At 45.7% G+C, this 17439-nt stretch carries 22 protein-coding genes and 1 pseudogene; 19 read left to right on the top strand and 4 right to left on the bottom strand.

The features are described 5' to 3' along the window. The first annotated feature begins 230 nt into the window (after positions 1–230). The 17 genes from MKY10_RS14360 (at position 231) to MKY10_RS14280 (ending at position 10766) form a co-directional block, all read left to right on the top strand. Positions 231–455 (top strand): hypothetical protein, encoded by a 225-nt coding sequence (locus MKY10_RS14360; protein WP_339225899.1) that lies wholly within the window; start codon positions 231–233, stop codon positions 453–455. A gap of 3 nt (positions 456–458) precedes the next feature. After that, on the top strand, positions 459–722 hold the full coding sequence (locus tag MKY10_RS14355; RefSeq protein WP_339225898.1) for a hypothetical protein: 264 nt from the start codon (positions 459–461) through the stop codon (positions 720–722). 50 nt (positions 723–772) lie between these two features. Next, the gene (locus MKY10_RS14350) at positions 773–1597 is read left to right on the top strand and encodes a hypothetical protein (protein WP_339225897.1); all 825 of its coding nucleotides are present in this window, start codon (positions 773–775) and stop codon (positions 1595–1597) included. 247 nt (positions 1598–1844) lie between these two features. Beyond that, positions 1845–2162 (top strand): hypothetical protein, encoded by a 318-nt coding sequence (locus tag MKY10_RS14345; protein ID WP_339225896.1) that lies wholly within the window; start codon positions 1845–1847, stop codon positions 2160–2162. Further along, on the top strand, positions 2155–2493 hold the full coding sequence (locus tag MKY10_RS14340; RefSeq protein ID WP_339225894.1) for an HNH endonuclease signature motif containing protein: 339 nt from the start codon (positions 2155–2157) through the stop codon (positions 2491–2493). The genes MKY10_RS14345 and MKY10_RS14340 overlap by 8 nt, the downstream gene beginning before the upstream one ends. Before the next feature lie 121 nt (positions 2494–2614). After that, positions 2615–2938, top strand: a complete 324-nt coding sequence (locus MKY10_RS14335) for a P27 family phage terminase small subunit (protein ID WP_065180427.1) — start codon at positions 2615–2617, stop codon at positions 2936–2938. Then, positions 2913–4694 (top strand): terminase large subunit, encoded by a 1782-nt coding sequence (locus tag MKY10_RS14330; RefSeq protein WP_339225893.1) that lies wholly within the window; start codon positions 2913–2915, stop codon positions 4692–4694. Before MKY10_RS14335 ends, MKY10_RS14330 begins: the two co-directional genes overlap by 26 nt. 11 nt (positions 4695–4705) lie before the next feature. Beyond that, positions 4706–6004 (top strand): phage portal protein, encoded by a 1299-nt coding sequence (locus MKY10_RS14325; RefSeq protein WP_339225892.1) that lies wholly within the window; start codon positions 4706–4708, stop codon positions 6002–6004. Beyond that, positions 5958–6704 (top strand): head maturation protease, ClpP-related, encoded by a 747-nt coding sequence (locus tag MKY10_RS14320; RefSeq protein ID WP_088110608.1) that lies wholly within the window; start codon positions 5958–5960, stop codon positions 6702–6704. Before MKY10_RS14325 ends, MKY10_RS14320 begins: the two co-directional genes overlap by 47 nt. Beyond that, positions 6704–7858 carry a phage major capsid protein gene (locus MKY10_RS14315; RefSeq protein WP_339225891.1) on the top strand — a complete coding sequence of 385 codons (1155 nt, stop codon included), beginning with the start codon at positions 6704–6706 and terminating at the stop codon, positions 7856–7858. Before MKY10_RS14320 ends, MKY10_RS14315 begins: the two co-directional genes overlap by 1 nt. Positions 7859–7898: 40 nt before the next feature. Next, entirely contained in the window at positions 7899–8387 is a 489-nt protein-coding gene (locus tag MKY10_RS14310) for an Ig-like domain-containing protein (RefSeq protein ID WP_339225890.1), read from the top strand. 2 nt (positions 8388–8389) lie between these two features. Beyond that, entirely contained in the window at positions 8390–8629 is a 240-nt protein-coding gene (locus MKY10_RS14305; RefSeq protein WP_148981638.1) for a head-tail connector protein, read from the top strand. A 4-nt stretch (positions 8630–8633) separates the two neighbouring features. Further along, entirely contained in the window at positions 8634–8975 is a 342-nt protein-coding gene (locus tag MKY10_RS14300) for a phage head closure protein (protein ID WP_339225889.1), read from the top strand. After that, positions 8972–9400 carry an HK97-gp10 family putative phage morphogenesis protein gene (locus MKY10_RS14295; protein WP_326121070.1) on the top strand — a complete coding sequence of 143 codons (429 nt, stop codon included), beginning with the start codon at positions 8972–8974 and terminating at the stop codon, positions 9398–9400. The genes MKY10_RS14300 and MKY10_RS14295 overlap by 4 nt, the downstream gene beginning before the upstream one ends. Beyond that, positions 9397–9741 (top strand): hypothetical protein, encoded by a 345-nt coding sequence (locus MKY10_RS14290; protein WP_339225888.1) that lies wholly within the window; start codon positions 9397–9399, stop codon positions 9739–9741. The genes MKY10_RS14295 and MKY10_RS14290 overlap by 4 nt, the downstream gene beginning before the upstream one ends. Before the next feature lie 2 nt (positions 9742–9743). After that, positions 9744–10346, top strand: a complete 603-nt coding sequence (locus MKY10_RS14285; RefSeq protein ID WP_339225887.1) for a major tail protein — start codon at positions 9744–9746, stop codon at positions 10344–10346. 81 nt (positions 10347–10427) lie between these two features. Then, complete coding sequence (locus tag MKY10_RS14280) at positions 10428–10766, top strand: hypothetical protein (RefSeq protein WP_250629402.1); 339 nt, start codon at positions 10428–10430, stop codon at positions 10764–10766. Positions 10767–11003: 237 nt separating this feature from the next. Here the strand turns inward: MKY10_RS14280 and MKY10_RS14275 are convergent. Next, positions 11004–11297 (bottom strand): annotated as a pseudogene (locus MKY10_RS14275) (two-component sensor histidine kinase); the annotation flags it as partial. Positions 11298–11489: 192 nt separating this feature from the next. Here MKY10_RS14275 and mhqR point away from each other — a divergent pair. Further along, positions 11490–11927 (top strand): MarR family transcriptional regulator MhqR, encoded by a 438-nt coding sequence (mhqR, locus tag MKY10_RS14270; RefSeq protein WP_003232475.1) that lies wholly within the window; start codon positions 11490–11492, stop codon positions 11925–11927. Between the two features lie 39 nt (positions 11928–11966). On the opposite strand, the gene motB is transcribed toward mhqR, so the two are convergent. The 3 genes from motB to clpE all read right to left on the bottom strand — a co-directional run bounded on the left by motB (position 11967) and on the right by clpE (position 16020). After that, positions 11967–12752: a flagellar motor protein MotB gene (gene motB / locus MKY10_RS14265; protein ID WP_003232473.1), complete on the bottom strand. Its 786-nt coding sequence runs from the start codon at positions 12750–12752 to the stop codon at positions 11967–11969. After that, entirely contained in the window at positions 12724–13536 is an 813-nt protein-coding gene (motA, locus tag MKY10_RS14260; RefSeq protein WP_003238984.1) for a flagellar motor stator protein MotA, read from the bottom strand. Before motA ends, motB begins: the two co-directional genes overlap by 29 nt. A 384-nt stretch (positions 13537–13920) precedes the next feature. After that, positions 13921–16020: an ATP-dependent protease ATP-binding subunit ClpE gene (clpE, locus tag MKY10_RS14255; protein WP_015252215.1), complete on the bottom strand. Its 2100-nt coding sequence runs from the start codon at positions 16018–16020 to the stop codon at positions 13921–13923. Positions 16021–16385: 365 nt separating this feature from the next. Between clpE and MKY10_RS14250 the strand changes: the two genes are divergently transcribed. Beyond that, positions 16386–17429, top strand: coding sequence for a hypothetical protein (locus tag MKY10_RS14250; RefSeq protein ID WP_015252214.1), 1044 nt, complete (start codon positions 16386–16388; stop codon positions 17427–17429). Positions 17430–17439 lie beyond the last annotated feature (10 nt).

The following is a 17439-nucleotide window of genomic DNA, read 5'->3' as shown; positions in this document are numbered from 1 at the left end:
GGCGGTTAGGATAAGCGCGAAGATTCGTCAGTAGACGGACGGCAGGCGTATATTTGCGCCCACTATACATCTGGCATTGTCCGGCAGAAAAACGAGCGAGTAAGGGATGCGTCCCGATCTCGGTGTATAGACGCAATCAGAACGAGGCTTCCGCACCCTACGGCGGAGGTCTTTTTGTGCTTGCGTAAGGCGAGCGAATAGGAAACGAAAAGGAGACGATGACGATGAAGATGACGAGATTCGATGAACTATTAGCGTACTTAGATCGCCTGATTGCGCTACAGACCGCCGGACATACAGTGCGAAATGAGATTACGGAAGTTATATCCGCGATTAGGCACGAAGTTGGACTCGGGTTGAAGAGCGATGAAACGACGGTATTGATTGACGGTGTGACGCTTGAAGAACGTAGCTCACGAGCTTTGTCCGTTAAGGACTTCGCGAAAGGGGTGTAGAACGTGCTGCATATGATAGATGCCACCCGGTATAAGCCTAAGAAAGAAGAAGAAATACCTTTGATGTACCGAAAAGTACTTAGGAGGGAACTCGAAGATTACGGGTTTGAAGTCGCTGAAATAGATGATTTTCAAATTAACGGCGAGGGGTTTATCGTTATTAGATGTTCCGGTATTCGAAGGGCGTTTATCCGCCATAAACCTTGTTGTCTAACGATTGTGTTCTGCGGTTCTCCGGATGATTACGACGTCACGTTGAGTAAATAAAGGCGGATGTAGGGTGAGTGTTGGGCATGCTTCGGGAGGGGATAACGGAATTGGGAGACAAACGGTTGATTGACGTTGAGACAGGCGAGGATCTTACGCATTTGTATTCACTAAGGAGCCGCAAGCAAGACGAAGCCTATCGCAAGAAGATCGAGCAGGAACGTTATAAGTCGGCTAATACAAAGCGCTGGGTCGCGAGCTATCACGATCCGATACGCGCAGTCATCAAGGATCTATCGTTAATTGAGGCGGGGGCTATCGTTAAGCTTCTGCCTTATTTGCGTTTCAAGAGCGACGGTCAACTTATCAACGGAGGTAAGCCGTTAAAGCAGGCGGACATACAGCGCATTATCGGCAAGTCAAGGCGTGCAACTAATACGATACTCGGACGGCTTGAAGCGCTCGGCATTATTAAAGTCGCGCAACGCGGCAGAAGTAACGAGTATTATATTAGCGCCGAGTTCCATACGATGGGAGATACGAAAGAAGGCGCAAGCTTTACGAAGCTGTATCAGGTAAAGACGAACGAGATTATCGCAGACCTCGGACTTAGCGAGATCGGGCTGCTCTATAAAATACTGCCGTTCTTTCACTTTAGCGAATATTACCTTTGCGCAAATCCGGACGAAGAGAATCCGGAAGTAATCGAACATCTTGGACGCGACCAGCTCGCAAAGGAGATCGGACATGACCGAGATACAGTGACGGCATCTATTGCGAAGCTGCAGCGTAAGGGCGCGATCCTGAGCACGAAGAGTGGCCGCACGGTTCGGTACTTAGTGCATCCGGACGTAATGTTCCGTCAGACTATCGAGACAGACTGGACGCAATCAGTACGGAAGATGTTCGCACAGCACCGGGCCGATCGGAAATAGGCGGTCAAAACTGCACCAATAAGCCCGAATATAAGGCGAAAACTGCACCAATCGAAAGTGGGGCGAATCCTTGGCGCTGTAGGGGCGGCGCCTGTTTTCGGTTGATTTCTTCTCTTTATCTTGTGGATCTAGCAATCCACTATTATTACTAATCGCGATCAAGGTATTAATATCTGCGTACATGTAGGGAGCGTAAGCGACCGGAATGGGCGCTAGGTTTTATATCTATTAGAACGGAGGGATAGCGTTGAATAAGTTTCGTCAGTTATACGATAGGGAAACGGAAGGGGATTCGGATACTAAGGCGGCAGCATCACCGAAACTACTAACGATAGAACTAACGGATGAGCAATCGATCCCACGCGTTATATACAAAGGCGAAGAGCTTACGGGTAGGGTTGCGGTAGAGTTTCTGTGGCATACCGATAATGCAAACGGAAAGGTTCCAACGTATATCAATATCGAGAAGCATAACGGCAACTGTAATATCGAAAGGATAACGTACAATCCGGACTCTGCTGAGGTTAAGCGTTATAACTTGTACGGTGATTCGGTCGATGCCTAACTACTACGACAAACATAAACGCGATCCCGAAGCACGAGCGTTCTACAAGTCGAAGGCATGGACGGAATGTAGAGCGTTGGCTCTTACGCGCGACCACGGCTTATGCCAAGACTGTCTCAAAGAACGTAAGATAACGAAGGCTCAGACGGTTCATCATATCAAAGAACTGCGCGATCATCCGGAACTCGCGCTAACGCTCGAAAATCTCGTAAGTTTGTGCAATCCGTGCCACAACCGAAGGCACCCGGAAAAAGGCGCTGGACCGGCTGCGAAAACGGCTAAGAAACGCAGAATAAACGTGGTTAAGGCGCAGGCTAATCCGGAGCTATAGCCCCCCTACCGTCGGGATTTCGAAGGCAAAAACGTAGGGACCGGCGGGGCCCCTTCGCTTGTAGCGCGACCGGAAATTTTACATTAAAGGGGGTAAATCCCCGGACGAAAGGAGCGATCATATGGCGGTACCCACTGCGAAAAGGCTGCGCGAATATCTTGGCGACAGGTATACGGAATCGGACGAAGAGCTTATCGAACTTTACATCGATACGCATAAGTTCTACCGCCGATTAAAAAAGGAAGTGGCGGAAAACCCTTTAATGATGCGGCATACGAACAAGGCAGGCGCGGAAAACCTCGTCAAAAATCCGTTAGCGATTGAGCTTACGAAGACGGTTACGACGTTAAATAACCTTCTGAAATCACTCGATCTTACGCCGGCACAACGCAAGGAATTAAACGCAGGCGGTGATGACGATGACGACGATTTCAGTAAATTCTAACGCTACAGAGGTCGAAAAATGGTACGAAAACTGGCTAAAAACGCAAAAAATAGCCGGATTTATACGCGAAAAACCGTCCGAAAAGTTGCTAACGACTTGGTATGCGGAAAAGGTAGCGTCGGGTGAAATAGTCGCGAGCAAGAAAAATATTCTCGCTTGCAGACGTCACCTTCGCGATCTTGAACGCGCCGGCACAGACGAATTTCCTTACGTCTTTGACGAAGAAAAAGGACACCGGCCGATACAATTTATCGAGCGGTATTGCAAGCCGTCGCAAGGTCGGTATTCAAACTTAACGCTTCAGCCGTGGCAGCACTTCGTTATCGGATCGCTGTACGGGTGGGTTCATCGCGATACTGGGCTACGACGTTTCCGCGAGGGCCTGATATTTGTCGGCCGTAAGAACGGAAAAACAACGAAAATCAGCGGTTTGGCTAACTTTGCGATAACAAAAGACGGCGAACCGGGCGCCAGAGCCTACGTTTTAGCCAACTCGAAGCAGCAGGCGGGCGTGCTTTTCGAAGAGAGTCGCGCCATGATTAGAAAATCGCCAAAGCTTCGTAAACATATTCGCGAAAATCAGAAAGGCATTTATCACGACGCGTCAATGAGTCAAATCGAAGCGCGGGCGTCAGATAGCGAAAAGTTGGACGGCTTAAATACGCACCTCGGCATATTCGATGAGATCCACGAATTCAAAGATTCGAAACTCATTAGCGTAATCAAGAACTCAAGGGCTGCGCGGACTCAGCCGTTAATCATTTACATTACGACGGCAGGTTATCAGCTGGACGGTCCTTTAGTCGAATATTACGAAATTGCCTCCGATGTTCTTGACGGAAGTAACGTACAGGAGCGAAATTTCTACTTTATGGCGGAATTAGACGACATATCCGAGGTCGAAAACCCGGAAATGTGGATCAAAGCGAACCCAAACATCGGCGTAACGATGGATATTCCGTCAATGATACAGGACTTTAACGCGGACCGACACGTACCACGAGAATATAACGACTGGCTGGTCAAGCGTTTCAATATCTTCGTTGACAACGGCGAAGAAAGCTTTATCGACTTCGAAGTCATTAAGCGCAATAACGGACATGTAGATCCGGAATCGTTGCGCGGCATGAGATGTATCGGCGGCTTCGACTTATCACAAACGGAAGACTTTACGAGCGCGTGTCTGGAATTTATTTTGCCGGATAATCGCGTTTTTGTTTTGTCTCATTCGTGGGTTCCGGCGGCAAAAGTACAAAAAGATAACGAAAAAATCGACTACCGTGGGTTTGAGGCCGACGGTTATTTGACGATTATTCCGGGCGAATACGTGGAATACGAGTACGTTTACGATTGGTTCGTGGAAATGTCGCGCAAATATCAGATCGAAAAGATCACGTTTGACCCGGCGAATGCGATGCGGTTGGTGCAAGACCTGCAGAACTACGGATTCCAAACGGAGGTCGTGCGGCAGGGTTACATTACGCTGAGCGATCCGTTGAAGAACGTTAAAGAATTATTGCTCGACGGAAGAGTCGTATATAACGAAAACAAACTTTTTACGTGGTACTTAAACAACGTTAAGCTCGTCGAAGATCGCAACGGAAACTGGTTGCCGACCAAGCAGACGCGCTACCGGAAAATAGACGGCTTTGCTGCGTTCCTTAACGCCCATTCGCAGGTATATCTCGACATGACTAAGCCGGTTGGAGGCGGGAGCGTCGGATTTATCTCGATTAACGATCTACTAAACGGTTAGGAGGTGAGAAAATGGGCTTTTGGAGCAACGTACGAAGCTTTTTCGGAGGCGCATCCGGATCAAAGGCGGCCGTTAAAAAGGACCTTCCGCATTGGTTTATTCCTCGCGCCAGTATTTTCGGCAACTACGGAGAGACAACGCTAGCTGATAACGAAACAGTCTTTTCGGCTGTATCGCGGCTGTCAAATACGATGGCAAGCTTACCGATCAAGGCGTACAAAAATTATCAGCCAATCGAGTCGCAGGCATCCGAACTATTAACGTACGCGCCGAACCATAACATGACGTCCGGTGAAATGATCGGAATTTTAGAGACGCATCGAGCTGTTTACGGCAATGCTTACGCGATAAAACGGTATGGAATGCGATATGAAGTCATCGGATTGGATGTTTTAGACCCTTCGCGAGTGCAGCCGGTCATTGAAGAAACGTCTCGCGAGCTCTGGTACGAGATATTCGGTGATAACGGAAATTACTTCGTTCACAACATGGATATGATTCACGTTAAGTACACGTCGGTTGACGGACTGAAAGGAATCTCGCCGTTAAAGGTACTGCGGAACGCACTCGACTTTGATCGCGATGTAAGGACGTTCAGTCTCGAACAGATGGACGGCGCCAAGATATCGTTCATTCTCGAACTTGCGACGCAACTGGACGAGAAGCGGAAAGCGGAGATGCTCGAGAACTTTAAAAGTTTCTATAGAGATAATGGCGGTATCTTAATTCAGGAGCAAGGCGTTAAAATTCGCGAATTAAAGCAAGAATTCATCGATACAAAGGCGTTCGAGGTCGAAAAAGTGACCCGTTCAAGGGTTGCGCAGGCTTTTAACATTCCGTTATATATGCTCGGTGAAACGCAAGGCAGCGTATCGAACATGGAGCAACTTTACATCGATTATGTACAAGGCACGTTGATGCCTATCGCAACTCAATACGAAAAGGAATTTAACCGGAAGTTGCTGACCGAAAAGGAACGCAAGGCCGGTTATTATTTTAAGTTCAGTATGAACGCGTTATTGCGCGGAGACATGCAGACTCGCGGTAATTTCTATCAACAAGGCATCCGGAGCGGTTGGTTTAAGCCGAACGAGGTGCGTGCATGGGAGGATTTACCGCCAGAAAAGGGCGGAGATACGCTTTATTTAAGCAAAGACTTATTCCCGATCGATCAAGTCGCGCAGCAGAAAATCACAAGCACCGACGCGCCAACGCCTCCAACGTTAAAAACTAACGAAGATGATAACGAAGACTCGAAAGGAGGTGAGGACGATAAAGAAGTTCTGGGAAATCAAAGCGGCGAAGAATGACGCTAAAGCTGGAGAGGTATACATTTACAGCGAAATTAGTTCGGCTCAATTTTGGGGCGACGAAGTAACAGCGCAGACTTTTAAGGCGGATTTAGACGAACTTGGCGACGTTTCTACGCTGAATATCTATATTAACTCGCCTGGCGGGTCCGTTTTCGAAGGAAATTCGATCTACAACATCATAAAGCGGCACAAAGCCCACGTTAACGTTTACGTCGACGGGCTAGCGGCCAGTATCGCAAGTGTCATCGCAATGTCCGGTGACGCTATTTTTATGCCCGCAAACGCGATGATGATGATTCACAATCCGTGGACGTTAGCGCAGGGAAACGCGGACGAACTCCGCAAGCAAGCCGATGACATGGACCGTATTCGCGAAAGTCTTATCGAGGCTTATCTCGGAAAAGCAGGCGAAAAGCTTGATCGCGACCGATTAATCGCGCTTTTGGACGCTGAAACGTGGCTTACAGCGCAAGAATGCCTCGAATTAGGGCTTTGCGACAGCATCGAAGCACCTAAGCAAGTGGCTGCGAAAGTAGATACGAAGTTATTCGCGAGTTATCGGAATACTCCGGACGCTTTACTTAATCAAACGCAAGAAGACGAAAAGCAGGCGGAAAGAGAGCGCCTGGAACGCGAGCAATTAATCGCGGAAGCACAAACCAACTTACTAAAACTCAAAAACGGGGGAATTATTTAATGGAACTATTTGATCTGAAGGCTAACTTAAACACTGTGGGTACTCAACTAGCATCTGTCGAGAAGGAAATCATGAACAAAGCTGCTGATCCGAACGCTTCTATCGAAGATGTAAGAGCTCTTAAACAGAAGAAAGATGACCTTAAAGAGCGTATGGATATCCTTCAAAACCAACATGATTCTTTAGAGCGCGAACAGAAAGCGAAAATCCAAGCGAGCTTAGAAAAAGCAAAAGCCGGCGTATCTGCGGGGCTATCCAGTAACGATCCTGAAGTACAAAAAATCTCAGCTAAAGCCGGATTCATTCGCGCAGCTGTACGTAATGAAGTTCCTGCACAAGAAGTTAGAGCGGTTTTAGGGGACAACAATGGAACTGGTGGCGAAAAACTCCTTCCTAAAACAGTTTCACAAGAGCTTTTACACGAACCTTTTGTAACAAACCCACTACGCAGTGTATCAACTTACACTAACGTTACAAATCTTGAGATCCCTAAAGTGGACTTTTCTTTAGATGATGACGACTTCATTCAAGATACACAGACTGCTAAGGAACTAGAAGTTGAAGGCTCAGTCGTTACTTTCGGCCGTCGTAAGTTCAAAGTTAAAGCTAAAATCTCTGAAACTATTTTGGCTGCAACTGATACTGACTTGGTTTCTACTGTTGAGAGAGCGCTTCAATCCGGTTTGGCTGCCAAAGAAAAGAAAGTCTCTTTCGCTGTGACTCCGAAAACTGGCGAAGAAGAAATGTCATTCTACGGTGCAGGAATCAAAGAAGTTCAGGGAGACAGCACGTATAAAGCAATCAAAGCGGCAATCGCTGATCTTGCAGAAGACTTCCGCGATAACGCAAAAGTTATGATGCGCTACTCTGATTACCTTGAAATGATCGAAACTCTTGCGAACGGCAGCGCAACTCTTTACAACGCTCAGCCAGAGCAAATCATCGGTAAGCCGGTTGTGTTCTCTGATGCTGCGGTTAAACCAATCGTGGGTGACTTCCGTTACTCTCACTTTAACTACGATCCTGCGATCACTTACGAAAGCGACAAAGACATCAGCACAGGCGAGAACTTATTCGTTCTGACTGCTTGGTTCGATCACAAAATCAAACTTAAATCTGCTTTCCGTATCGCATCCGTCGTAACTGCGCCCTAATGCGCCCCAAGGGTTAACGGCGACTCCTAAAGACACATCGGTGTCCCTTAGTTGGGACGCCGTAACCTTTAACGGGGGCATCAAAGAATACGAAGTTTATAGAGACGGAGTATCCATCGGAACACGCGTAGGAACATCGTTTGCGGACAGCGGCTTGACGCAATTAACTACGTATAAGTATCAAGTCCGCGCAATTCCTAACGTCGGTGATCCGTCGCCACTTAGCGCCGAGCTTTCGGTTACAACGTTAGCGACCGAACCTACAAGCGTTAACGTAACGGAATCATCTAAGACATTAACGGTCGGCGATACGTACCAGATTAACGCAACAGTTTCGCCAGCAGGCGCAGATCAAAACGTGACCTACACGTCTAGCAGCACCGCAACAGCAACCGTATCAAGCTCCGGCTTAGTAACGGCTAAAACGGCCGGCACAACGACGATTACAGTCGCGTCTAAGGTAAAACCTTCGGTTAAGACGACGGTTGCTATTACCGTTAACGAACCGACACCACCGGCAGGTGAATAACGATGGCTCTTACGCTTGAGGAAGCAAAAGAATACTTGCGGATTGACGGAGATGAGGACGACAACCTCGTCTCCTTTTTTATTTCCGCAGCAGCCAAGCACATGGAAAACGCAGGCGTAAAGGATACCGAATCGGACCTATACAAAATGGCGGCGCTGATCTATGTCGCGGATGCCTACGAAAATAGGACGACAGCCAACAGCGGCACAAAAATCGCCGGTATGATCCTTCAATTGAGGTGAGGCTATGGCGGTAAATATCGGAAGTTTAAACAAGCGAATCACGTTTTTACAATACGGAAACACAACGAATGACGAAGGGTTTGAGATCGATGGCTGGACGGAGGTCGCTACGGTATGGGCGGCAGTAAAAACGTTACAGGGCCGGGAATATATCGCGGCGGCTACGATTCAGGCCGAGAGAACGACCCGTTTTATCATTCGGTATTCAAAGCGGATGAATTCGCTACTCAACAATAAGATGCGCGTTAAATATGGCGGACGCGAGTTCGAGATCAAAAGCATCATCAACGATAACGAAGCGAACGTTACCTTCACGATTATCGGGGAGGAGGTCAACGTTAAGTGAGTTCGAGATCAAACGTAAAAGGAATGCGCGAATTAATGACGCGGCTTAATCGGATGGGCCGCGAAGCTCAATCCGTTAAGAAAGGCGCTCTCGAAGCCGGCGCAAAACCGGTATTTGACGAGATGGAAGCGCGAAAACCTAGCGAACAAAGCAAGATCCTAGTCAGCGACGTTAAGAACGACATTATCGAAATCGGACCGAGCGACCTCGACTTTATATCGCGATTCGCTGAGTTCGGCACCAGTCCGCACTTAGAGAAAGCGAAGAACAAAAAGGTCATGAGCGACGGTTCTACGTTTTACGGAAGAGAAGTCGACCACCCCGGACACCAAGCGATGCCTTTCATTGAGCCGTCTTTCAACGCGAAAAAGAACGAAGCACAGCGCGAAATCAGACGCTATTTAGAAAGGGAGTTACTGCGATGAGTGCACGGGCAATCGTTAATTCGGCGCTTAAACCGTTGGGCGTGCCCGTTGTTTTTCTGAAGTATCGCGGAGAGGACGAAACGTATATCCGTTTTTTCTTCTACGACGAAAAGAGCGCATTCAATGCGGAAGATGCCGAGGAAGCGACGGGATTTTACGTTCAAGTTGATATTTATACGAAGGACCATAGCGAATACGCCCGTCTAGAAACCGGTGTTAAGAAACAGCTCGTTGACGCGGGCTTTGGTCGCTTAGGGCAGTACGACCTATACGAAAACGAAACGGAGATCTACCACAAGGTGCTCCGTTTTTATTATGCGCAAAATACAGAGGAGGAATAAATTTGGCAGGAACACGCATGGGATTACGCGATATTTACTTTGCGAAATTGATTAAGGACGATGCTACGGGCGCCACTTACGATACGCCGGTTAAGGTCGGTAAGGCAATCGAGGCATCTATTTCACCGAATACAAACAGCGAAACTTTGAACGCGGATGATGGTCCGTCAGAAATCGAAACAGCTTTCGGAGGCGTTGAGGTAGAAATCGGTGTTGACCAATTATCTCACGATATCCAGGCGTTATTGCTCGGTCACACGATTAACGCTGACGGCGTACTCGAAAAGAAAGACACTGACTTGGCGCCATATGGTGCGTTGCTCTTTAAGTCGCAAGTATCGGGCGGCGGCGATAAGCTTTACGCGTTATATAAAGGTAAATTCCAGTTACAAGAAGAAGAATTCGCAACTAAAACGGATAGTCCGGAATTCCAGACAGATTCAATTTCCGGTACATTCATGCGTCGTGAATTTGATGGCGTTTGGGGACGTTCAGTTTACACGAAAGGTGAAGGCGTTAATCAGACGGTCATTAACGATTGGTTTAAGAAAGTTTACGAGCCTTCTACGTCTTCACCTGCACCGGAAGAAAATACAGGAGCTTAATAGATTCAACGGAGAGTTCGGCGCAAGCCGGCTCTCTTTTTATTTGACTACTTAAAAACAAAAAACTAGGAGAGTGTTTATATGCAAATTACATTACTAATCAACGGTGAGGAAAAAGTATTTAGCGCGCCATTCATTAAAGGAAGAATGCTTCGCGAAGCTATCAAACTTTCGAAAACAAGCAACTTCGATGACTTGGACGTTGGCGATCTTGACAACCTCGTTGATTACGTTGTTCGCGTTTACGACGGCCAGTTCTCGCTTGACGATTTCTACGACGGAATTTCTTCCGAAAAGATGATCTCAACTATTTCCGATACGATCCAAGGCGTCGTAGGAACGGTTAATGCAGGCGTTGAACCATCAGAAACTGCGAAAGGTGAAGGCGAAGCCACTGCGGAGACTCCGGCAAAAAACTAACGCCGGGGTACCTTTTCCCTTTAGACTTCCTCGAAAAGCTCGAACACGACATTAAAAAGCTTTATCTCGACAGCATGGAACGGCCGCAGGATATCTATTACCTGGACGAAATGGACATCGGCTGGTTCTTCGAGCTAATGCAATATTCCGATAGCGGTAAAAACAAGCGCAACGATTCAAGCGGCGGGAAGCAGGAAGTCTATATCGATCAGGTACTCGGTTTTTAGAAAGGGGGTAATCAAAGGTCTTTTCCAAAATTGACTGCATTTTCTTTATATCAACCGGTCTGTCAATGGCGATGGACAAGGAGGTCATTCTCGCCATTGTTTCTCCGATTAAATAATTGATTTTGTTGCGGTGAAGGTTTAGCAGGACACTTGCTTCTTGTTTATGTTCTGCAGCTATTGTATCTTTTTCTTTTTCATATACGAAAAAGCTGATGACGATTGCCGGAATCACGACCAGTATGATATAAAGTTTGACTCTCCCGCAGGCGCCTTTTAGTATTTTCAATTTGCATCGCTCCAACATACACCTGATTAGAGGTATTATATCATTGTTTCTTCTTCTTTAATAAGAAAAAATAACCAAAAAAATTAGAAAAAGGTGTTGGCAAGCTTACATTTTAAAAAAGAAGAGAAATATTGGAAAGATTTTTATTGACATTTTGGTCTTTGTTTATTAATGTTTCTCTGTAACGGTTTCTAAAAGGATGATTGAGACATGACAGAAAAATCACTGAAGTTATTTATCGTGCTGTCGCGCGCGTATCGGTCTATTAACGATCATATGAATAAGCATATTCATAAGCATGGGCTGAATCCGACTGAATTTGCTGTGCTAGAGCTTTTGTACCATAAAGGCGATCAGCCGCTGCAGCAGATAGGAGATAAAATTCTCTTGGCTAGCGGGAGCATCACATACGTTGTAGATAAGCTGGAGCAAAAAGAACTTCTCATTCGGAAAGCGTCTCCTACAGACAGACGAGTGACATTTGCGCAAATTACTGAAAAAGGCATCGGTCTTTTGAACGATATTTTCCCTGATCACGCTGCTGAAATTGATGAAATGATCAGCGTATTAAGCGAAGAAGAGGTAGAGATGTGCACCGAAATGTTAAAAAGAGTAGGATTAAACGCAAAACAGTTTCATAATAAGTAAAAAAAGGAAGCCTGATATGTCACAAGGCTTCCTTTTTTGCTATTTTTCATTTGTTTCCGCTGCGCCTCTCGGCAAAATGAGAACTTCAACCCGCCGGTTTTTGCTTCGGCCTTCCGCAGTTTTATTGGAAGCCACCGGTTTATACTCGCCATAACCCTTGGCGCTGAACACTTTTGCATCGAGCTTGGGGTTTTCAATCAGGAGCCCCATAAAGTTTACCGCTCTCATGACGCTTAAATGCCAGTTTGATTGGAATTCAGAATTTTTAATTGGCATATTATCAGTATGTCCGCTGATAATGATATTTCTTGGCGGGTTAATCACAAGAAGATTTGAAATCTCTTTTGCAAGCGGCACATCTTCCTTACGGATGGTCGCTTTTCCAGAATCAAAGAAGATGCTGTCTTTAATCGTAATCAGAAGGCCTTCACTAGTCATCTTCGTCTCCAGCTGATGTTCCAGCTTTTTATCTTTGATGAACTTTTCCACCTGGCTCTTCACATTTTCAAGTTCTTCTTGATCAGCTGCTTTTTCTTTTTCTTTCTTGTTTTTCTCTTTCTCTTCTTTTTCCTTTTTCACTTCATCGATGCCGTCTGACTCGTTTTCAGGAGGAGTGACACTGGAGTAGTCCAGTACACCGGTGCCGCCTGTAAAAACTTCATTAAATGATTTTGAGAGCATTTGAAACTTAGCTGCGTCAATCGAGCTGCTCGCGTACAGCACAATAAACAATGCCAGGAGAAGAGTAAGGATGTCGGCGTAAGGAACGAGCCATGATTCATCAACGTGCTCGTCCTCATGCTTCTTCTTCTTTTTTCTCGCCATTTTGCGCCTCTCCTTGTTCTGCAAATTTCAAGCGGTCCTTCGCAGGAAGATACATTAAAAGCTTTTGTTCGATGACTTTCGGTGCCTGTCCTTCTAAAACGGATAAAACACCTTCAATCATGACCTCACGCAGTTTTACTTCTTGTTTTGATTTTCGTTTTAATTTATTTGCGAAAGGATGCCATAACACATACCCTGTAAAGATACCGAGAAGTGTGGCAACAAAGGCGGCACTGATGGCGTGTCCAAGCTCATCTGTATTGTCCATATGAGAGAGAGCGGCAATCAGCCCGATTACAGCGCCGAGTACTCCAAGTGTCGGAGCGTACGTTCCTGCTTGTGTAAAAATAGCGGCTCCGGCTTGGTGTCTGTCCTCCATTGCTTCGACTTCCTCTGTCATAATATCTCTGATAAATTCTGCGCTTTGCCCGTCAACAGCCATGCTGAGCCCGTTTTTCAAGAAAGCATCATCTACATCCTCAATGCTTGCTTCTAAAGCAAGCAGACCTTCGCGGCGTGCAAGCTGAGCCCATTCAGAGAACATAGGAATGAGTTCCTCTATTGTGAGCTGTTTATTTTCCTTAAATAACACTCGAAACAGCGCAGGCACTTTTTTAATTTCTTTTGTTGGGAACGCAATAACGACTGCTGAGATTGTCCCAGCGATAATAATTAAAATGGCAGCGGGGTTTGCAAGGGCGCTGAAACTGACGCCTTTCAGAACCATCCCGACGCTCAATGCCACAAAAGCAAGAATAATACCGATTAACGAAGTTTTATCCATAGTTTTTCACCAAATCCTTTTTTACTAGCTTGTCTATGGTTAATATCGGTTTTGGTGCCCGGAACTTTAGGGACATTGTGAATTTGTTCATGAAATATTCAAGGAAGAGGCATAGAAGGGAGAAATAAACAAAAACGGGCTCTCCAAAATTGAAAAGCCCGGGTGTCTACTGAAATTAGCGGTTTTCTTGCAAGCTGTCCTTCAGATGGTATTCATATAATAGTAGAAATACATATTCACTGTATATAAACATGTTCCATCCCTCCTTAAAAAAAGTGTAAAGGATGAAGGGAAGTAGCGCTTCAGGGGAAGGGACGGTATTTTTTAAGTCAAGAGTATGAAAGCATAAAAAAAAGCGGCTTCCTAAAAGGAAACCGCTGATTGTTATTTCGCTCGCACTTTGATTTTATCATCTTCTAAAATCACGTGAAAACTTGTGATCTCGCCATTATCAAGCAGCAGATCGGTCATTTCATCCTCAACCCATTCTTGAATGGTTCTTCTAAGCGGACGTGCACCGAATGAAGGGTGGTAGCCCAGCTCAGCAATTTTTTCTTTCGCTTCATCTGTCACATTCAAGCGAATGCCCCGTTCCGCCAATGTTTCTTCAAGTTCTCCAAGAAGAAGGCTGACGATTTTGACAAGATGTTCTTTTTCCAATGAGCGGAACTCAATAATGCTGTCAAAACGGTTGAGGAACTCAGGTTTAAAGAACATGCTCAGTGAATCAATTAATGTTTGTTCTTCGATGACACTGTCATCTGATTGGAAACCGACTTTCGTTTGTTTCTCACCAGCACCCGCATTACTTGTCATGATGATCACTGTGTCTTTGAAGCTTACAGTTCTGCCTTGGCTGTCTGTCAGACGGCCATCTTCCATAATTTGCAGGAACATATGCTGAACGTCTGGGTGTGCTTTTTCAATCTCATCCAGCAACACAATGCTGTAAGGATTGCGGCGCACTTTCTCAGTTAATTGTCCAGCTTCCTCATGGCCGACATATCCAGGCGGTGAACCGATAATTTTAGATATGGCGTGTTTCTCCATGTATTCGCTCATATCGAGTCGGATAATAGCGTCTTTTGTGCCGAATAATTCATCTGCCAGTGTTTTAGAAAGCTCTGTTTTCCCTACGCCGGTAGGACCTACGAAGAGGAAGGAGCCGACTGGTCTGTTTTTGGATTTTAATCCGGCGCGGCTTCGTCTTACCGCCTTTGCCACTTTTTGAACAGCGGCTTCTTGTCCGATCACGCGTTCATGAAGTTTTGCTTCAAGCTCTTTCATTTTCGTTTGTTCGTCTGCCTGCAGTTTGCCGACAGGGATGCCTGTTTTTTGTTCAATAATTTCCTGAATGTGCTCAGCTTCCACAGTGACAGCGGTATGAGCGGAGGAGCTGTTCAGTTTTTTCTCCAATGCGAGTTCTTCATCACGGAGTTTTGCCGCCAGTTCGTAATTTTCTTCTTCCAGGGCTTTTGTTTTTTCGGCTTCAATTGCAGTTAAGCGTTCAGCGGCATCCTCATCATTCAGTTCATCAATTAACAGGTTGGCTTTTGAACCTGCTTCATCTAATAAATCAATTGCTTTATCCGGCAGGTGTCTGTCCTGAATGTAGCGGGATGATAAAGTGACACACGCTTTGATTGCTTCATCACTGAATGTTACGCCATGGTACGCCTCGTATTTGTCTTTAATCCCTTGCAGAATGAGGATAGCCTGTTCAATTGAAGGCTCCTGCACCATGACAGGCTGAAAACGTCTTTCCAGCGCGGCATCTTTTTCGATTTGACGATATTCTTTCAGTGTTGTCGCGCCAATGACTTGCAGTTCGCCTCTGGCTAGGGCCGGTTTGAGAATGTTGCCGGCGTCCATTGATCCTTCTGCAGAGCCTGCGCCGACGAGAAGGTGAATTTCATCAATGAACAGAATGACATTTTTTCGTTCCTTCAGCTCAGTGATCAGCTGTTTCATTCTCTCCTCAAATTGGCCTCTGATCCCTGTATTTGCAACAAGGGATGCAACATCAAGCAAATATAGCTCTTTGTTTTTCAGTTTGTTTGGAACATCACCTTCAGCAATTTTTAAAGCGAGCCCTTCAGCGATGGCAGTTTTCCCCACACCCGGCTCACCAATAAGAACCGGATTGTTTTTGTTGCGGCGGTTTAGAATTTCGATCACTCGCGCCACTTCATCATCACGGCCGATGACGGGATCAATGAGACCGGCTTTAGCACCGTTTGTAATATTTTGAGCCAGCTCATCAAGCAGCCCTTTTTTTCCGCTTTGTTTTGCTGCGCTCTTTTCTTTCGGCTGGAATGCCTGTTCAAACGGAAATCCGAAAGATTGAGAACCCATACTCATTGAAGGTTTACGGGTCAGTTCGTTATAGCAAGTTTCACAAAGAACCATCTGTTTATGAACGGAATTTATTTGCATGTTAAGGCGAATCGTCGCCTCGTTTTGATGACAATGTTGACAACGCATTTGCCAAAACCTCCTTAATAATTTGATCTTCTTTGACCAATGAAAGTGAATAAAAAGGTCTATTGGATTTGACCTTCTTTGACTATTAGTATACGGCAAACTTAACGGCATTCAAACCAATATGCTCAAAGCAGACTGAATATTTGACTATCTTTGACCAATTGATTTTTAAAAAAGGCCGGTTTGTTTGACCAACTTTGATTAATAGTATACTCTGACTATCTTTGACTTTCAAGTCTTACGCACAAAAAATTTTTGATTTGTTACAAAGTAAAACATGTTTTCTTCGTCTTTTCAAGGAACTTGTCTCATAGGTTATAAAAAGGCACCTATGGACAAAACTGCGGTTCGTTCGGAGGGGAGAAATGGAACAATCAAAAGGGTCTGCAAGTCAGCTTGCTTTTGTGTATGTCGGCACAGTAGTCGGAGCTGGATTTGCGACTGGCAGAGAAATTGTTGAGTTTTTTCTGAAGTTCGGCTGGTTCGGTTTATTCGGCATTCTCGTCAGCGGTGGAATGTTTACGTTTCTGGGCGCCAAGCTGATGATCATTTCAAAGCGAATCAATGCCAAGTCATATCAAGAAATGAACATCTTTTTGTTCGGGGCGGCGGCTGGGCGGATTATCAATGTATTTATGCTGTTTGTTCTCCTCGGAGTTACATCTGTCATGCTTTCAGGGGCAGGGGCGCTTTTTGAGGAACAGCTGGGGATGTCCGCTCAGATTGGGATGCTTATTACAATCGGTCTGAGCTTAATTGTGATGACTAGAGGAGTAAAAGGCATTTTCGGTGTCAATGTGTTTGTTGTTCCCCTTTTAATCATCTTTTCAATGATTGTGGTGGCCGACTCTTTTATATTCAGCGAATCACGAAACGCAGCTCAGTGGGTCTGGCCGCATCGCTGGGATTGGCTGTTATCAGCCTTTTCTTACGGGGCTTTGAATTTATCGCTTGCCCAAGCAATTTTGGTTCCGCTGGCGAATGAAATGTCCTCGGAGAAAGTGATCAAAAAAGGCGCTTTAATCGGAGGGACGATGCTGACGATTGTGCTGTCCGCGAGTTTTCTGTCTTTGTCAACTCTTCCGGATGTATTTTTGTATGATATACCGATGGCACAAGTGGTTTATCTCTTTGCACGATCTGTCCATTTGATTTATTTACTCATTATTTTCGGAGAAGTGTTCACATCAGTTATCGGTAATCTATATGGATTAGAAAAACAAGTGCAAAGCTTTCTTCCAGTGAAAAGCAAATATATCTTTGCGGCCATTATGATCACGGCTTATATTACGAGCCAAATAGGGTACGGCAGGCTTATTTCAACGATTTATCCCTTGTTTGGCTATGTGAGCCTGGCCTTCATAGGCGCTTTGCTTTGCAAAAAAGCTCCTCGGCGGCGCAGTTTATAAATATATATAA

Origin of the sequence: Bacillus sp. FSL P4-0290, from assembly GCF_037975435.1 — a bacterium.
Taxonomy (GTDB): Bacteria; Bacillota; Bacilli; order Bacillales; family Bacillaceae; genus Bacillus; species Bacillus subtilis.
This window is presented reverse-complemented; position numbering and strand designations above follow the sequence as displayed.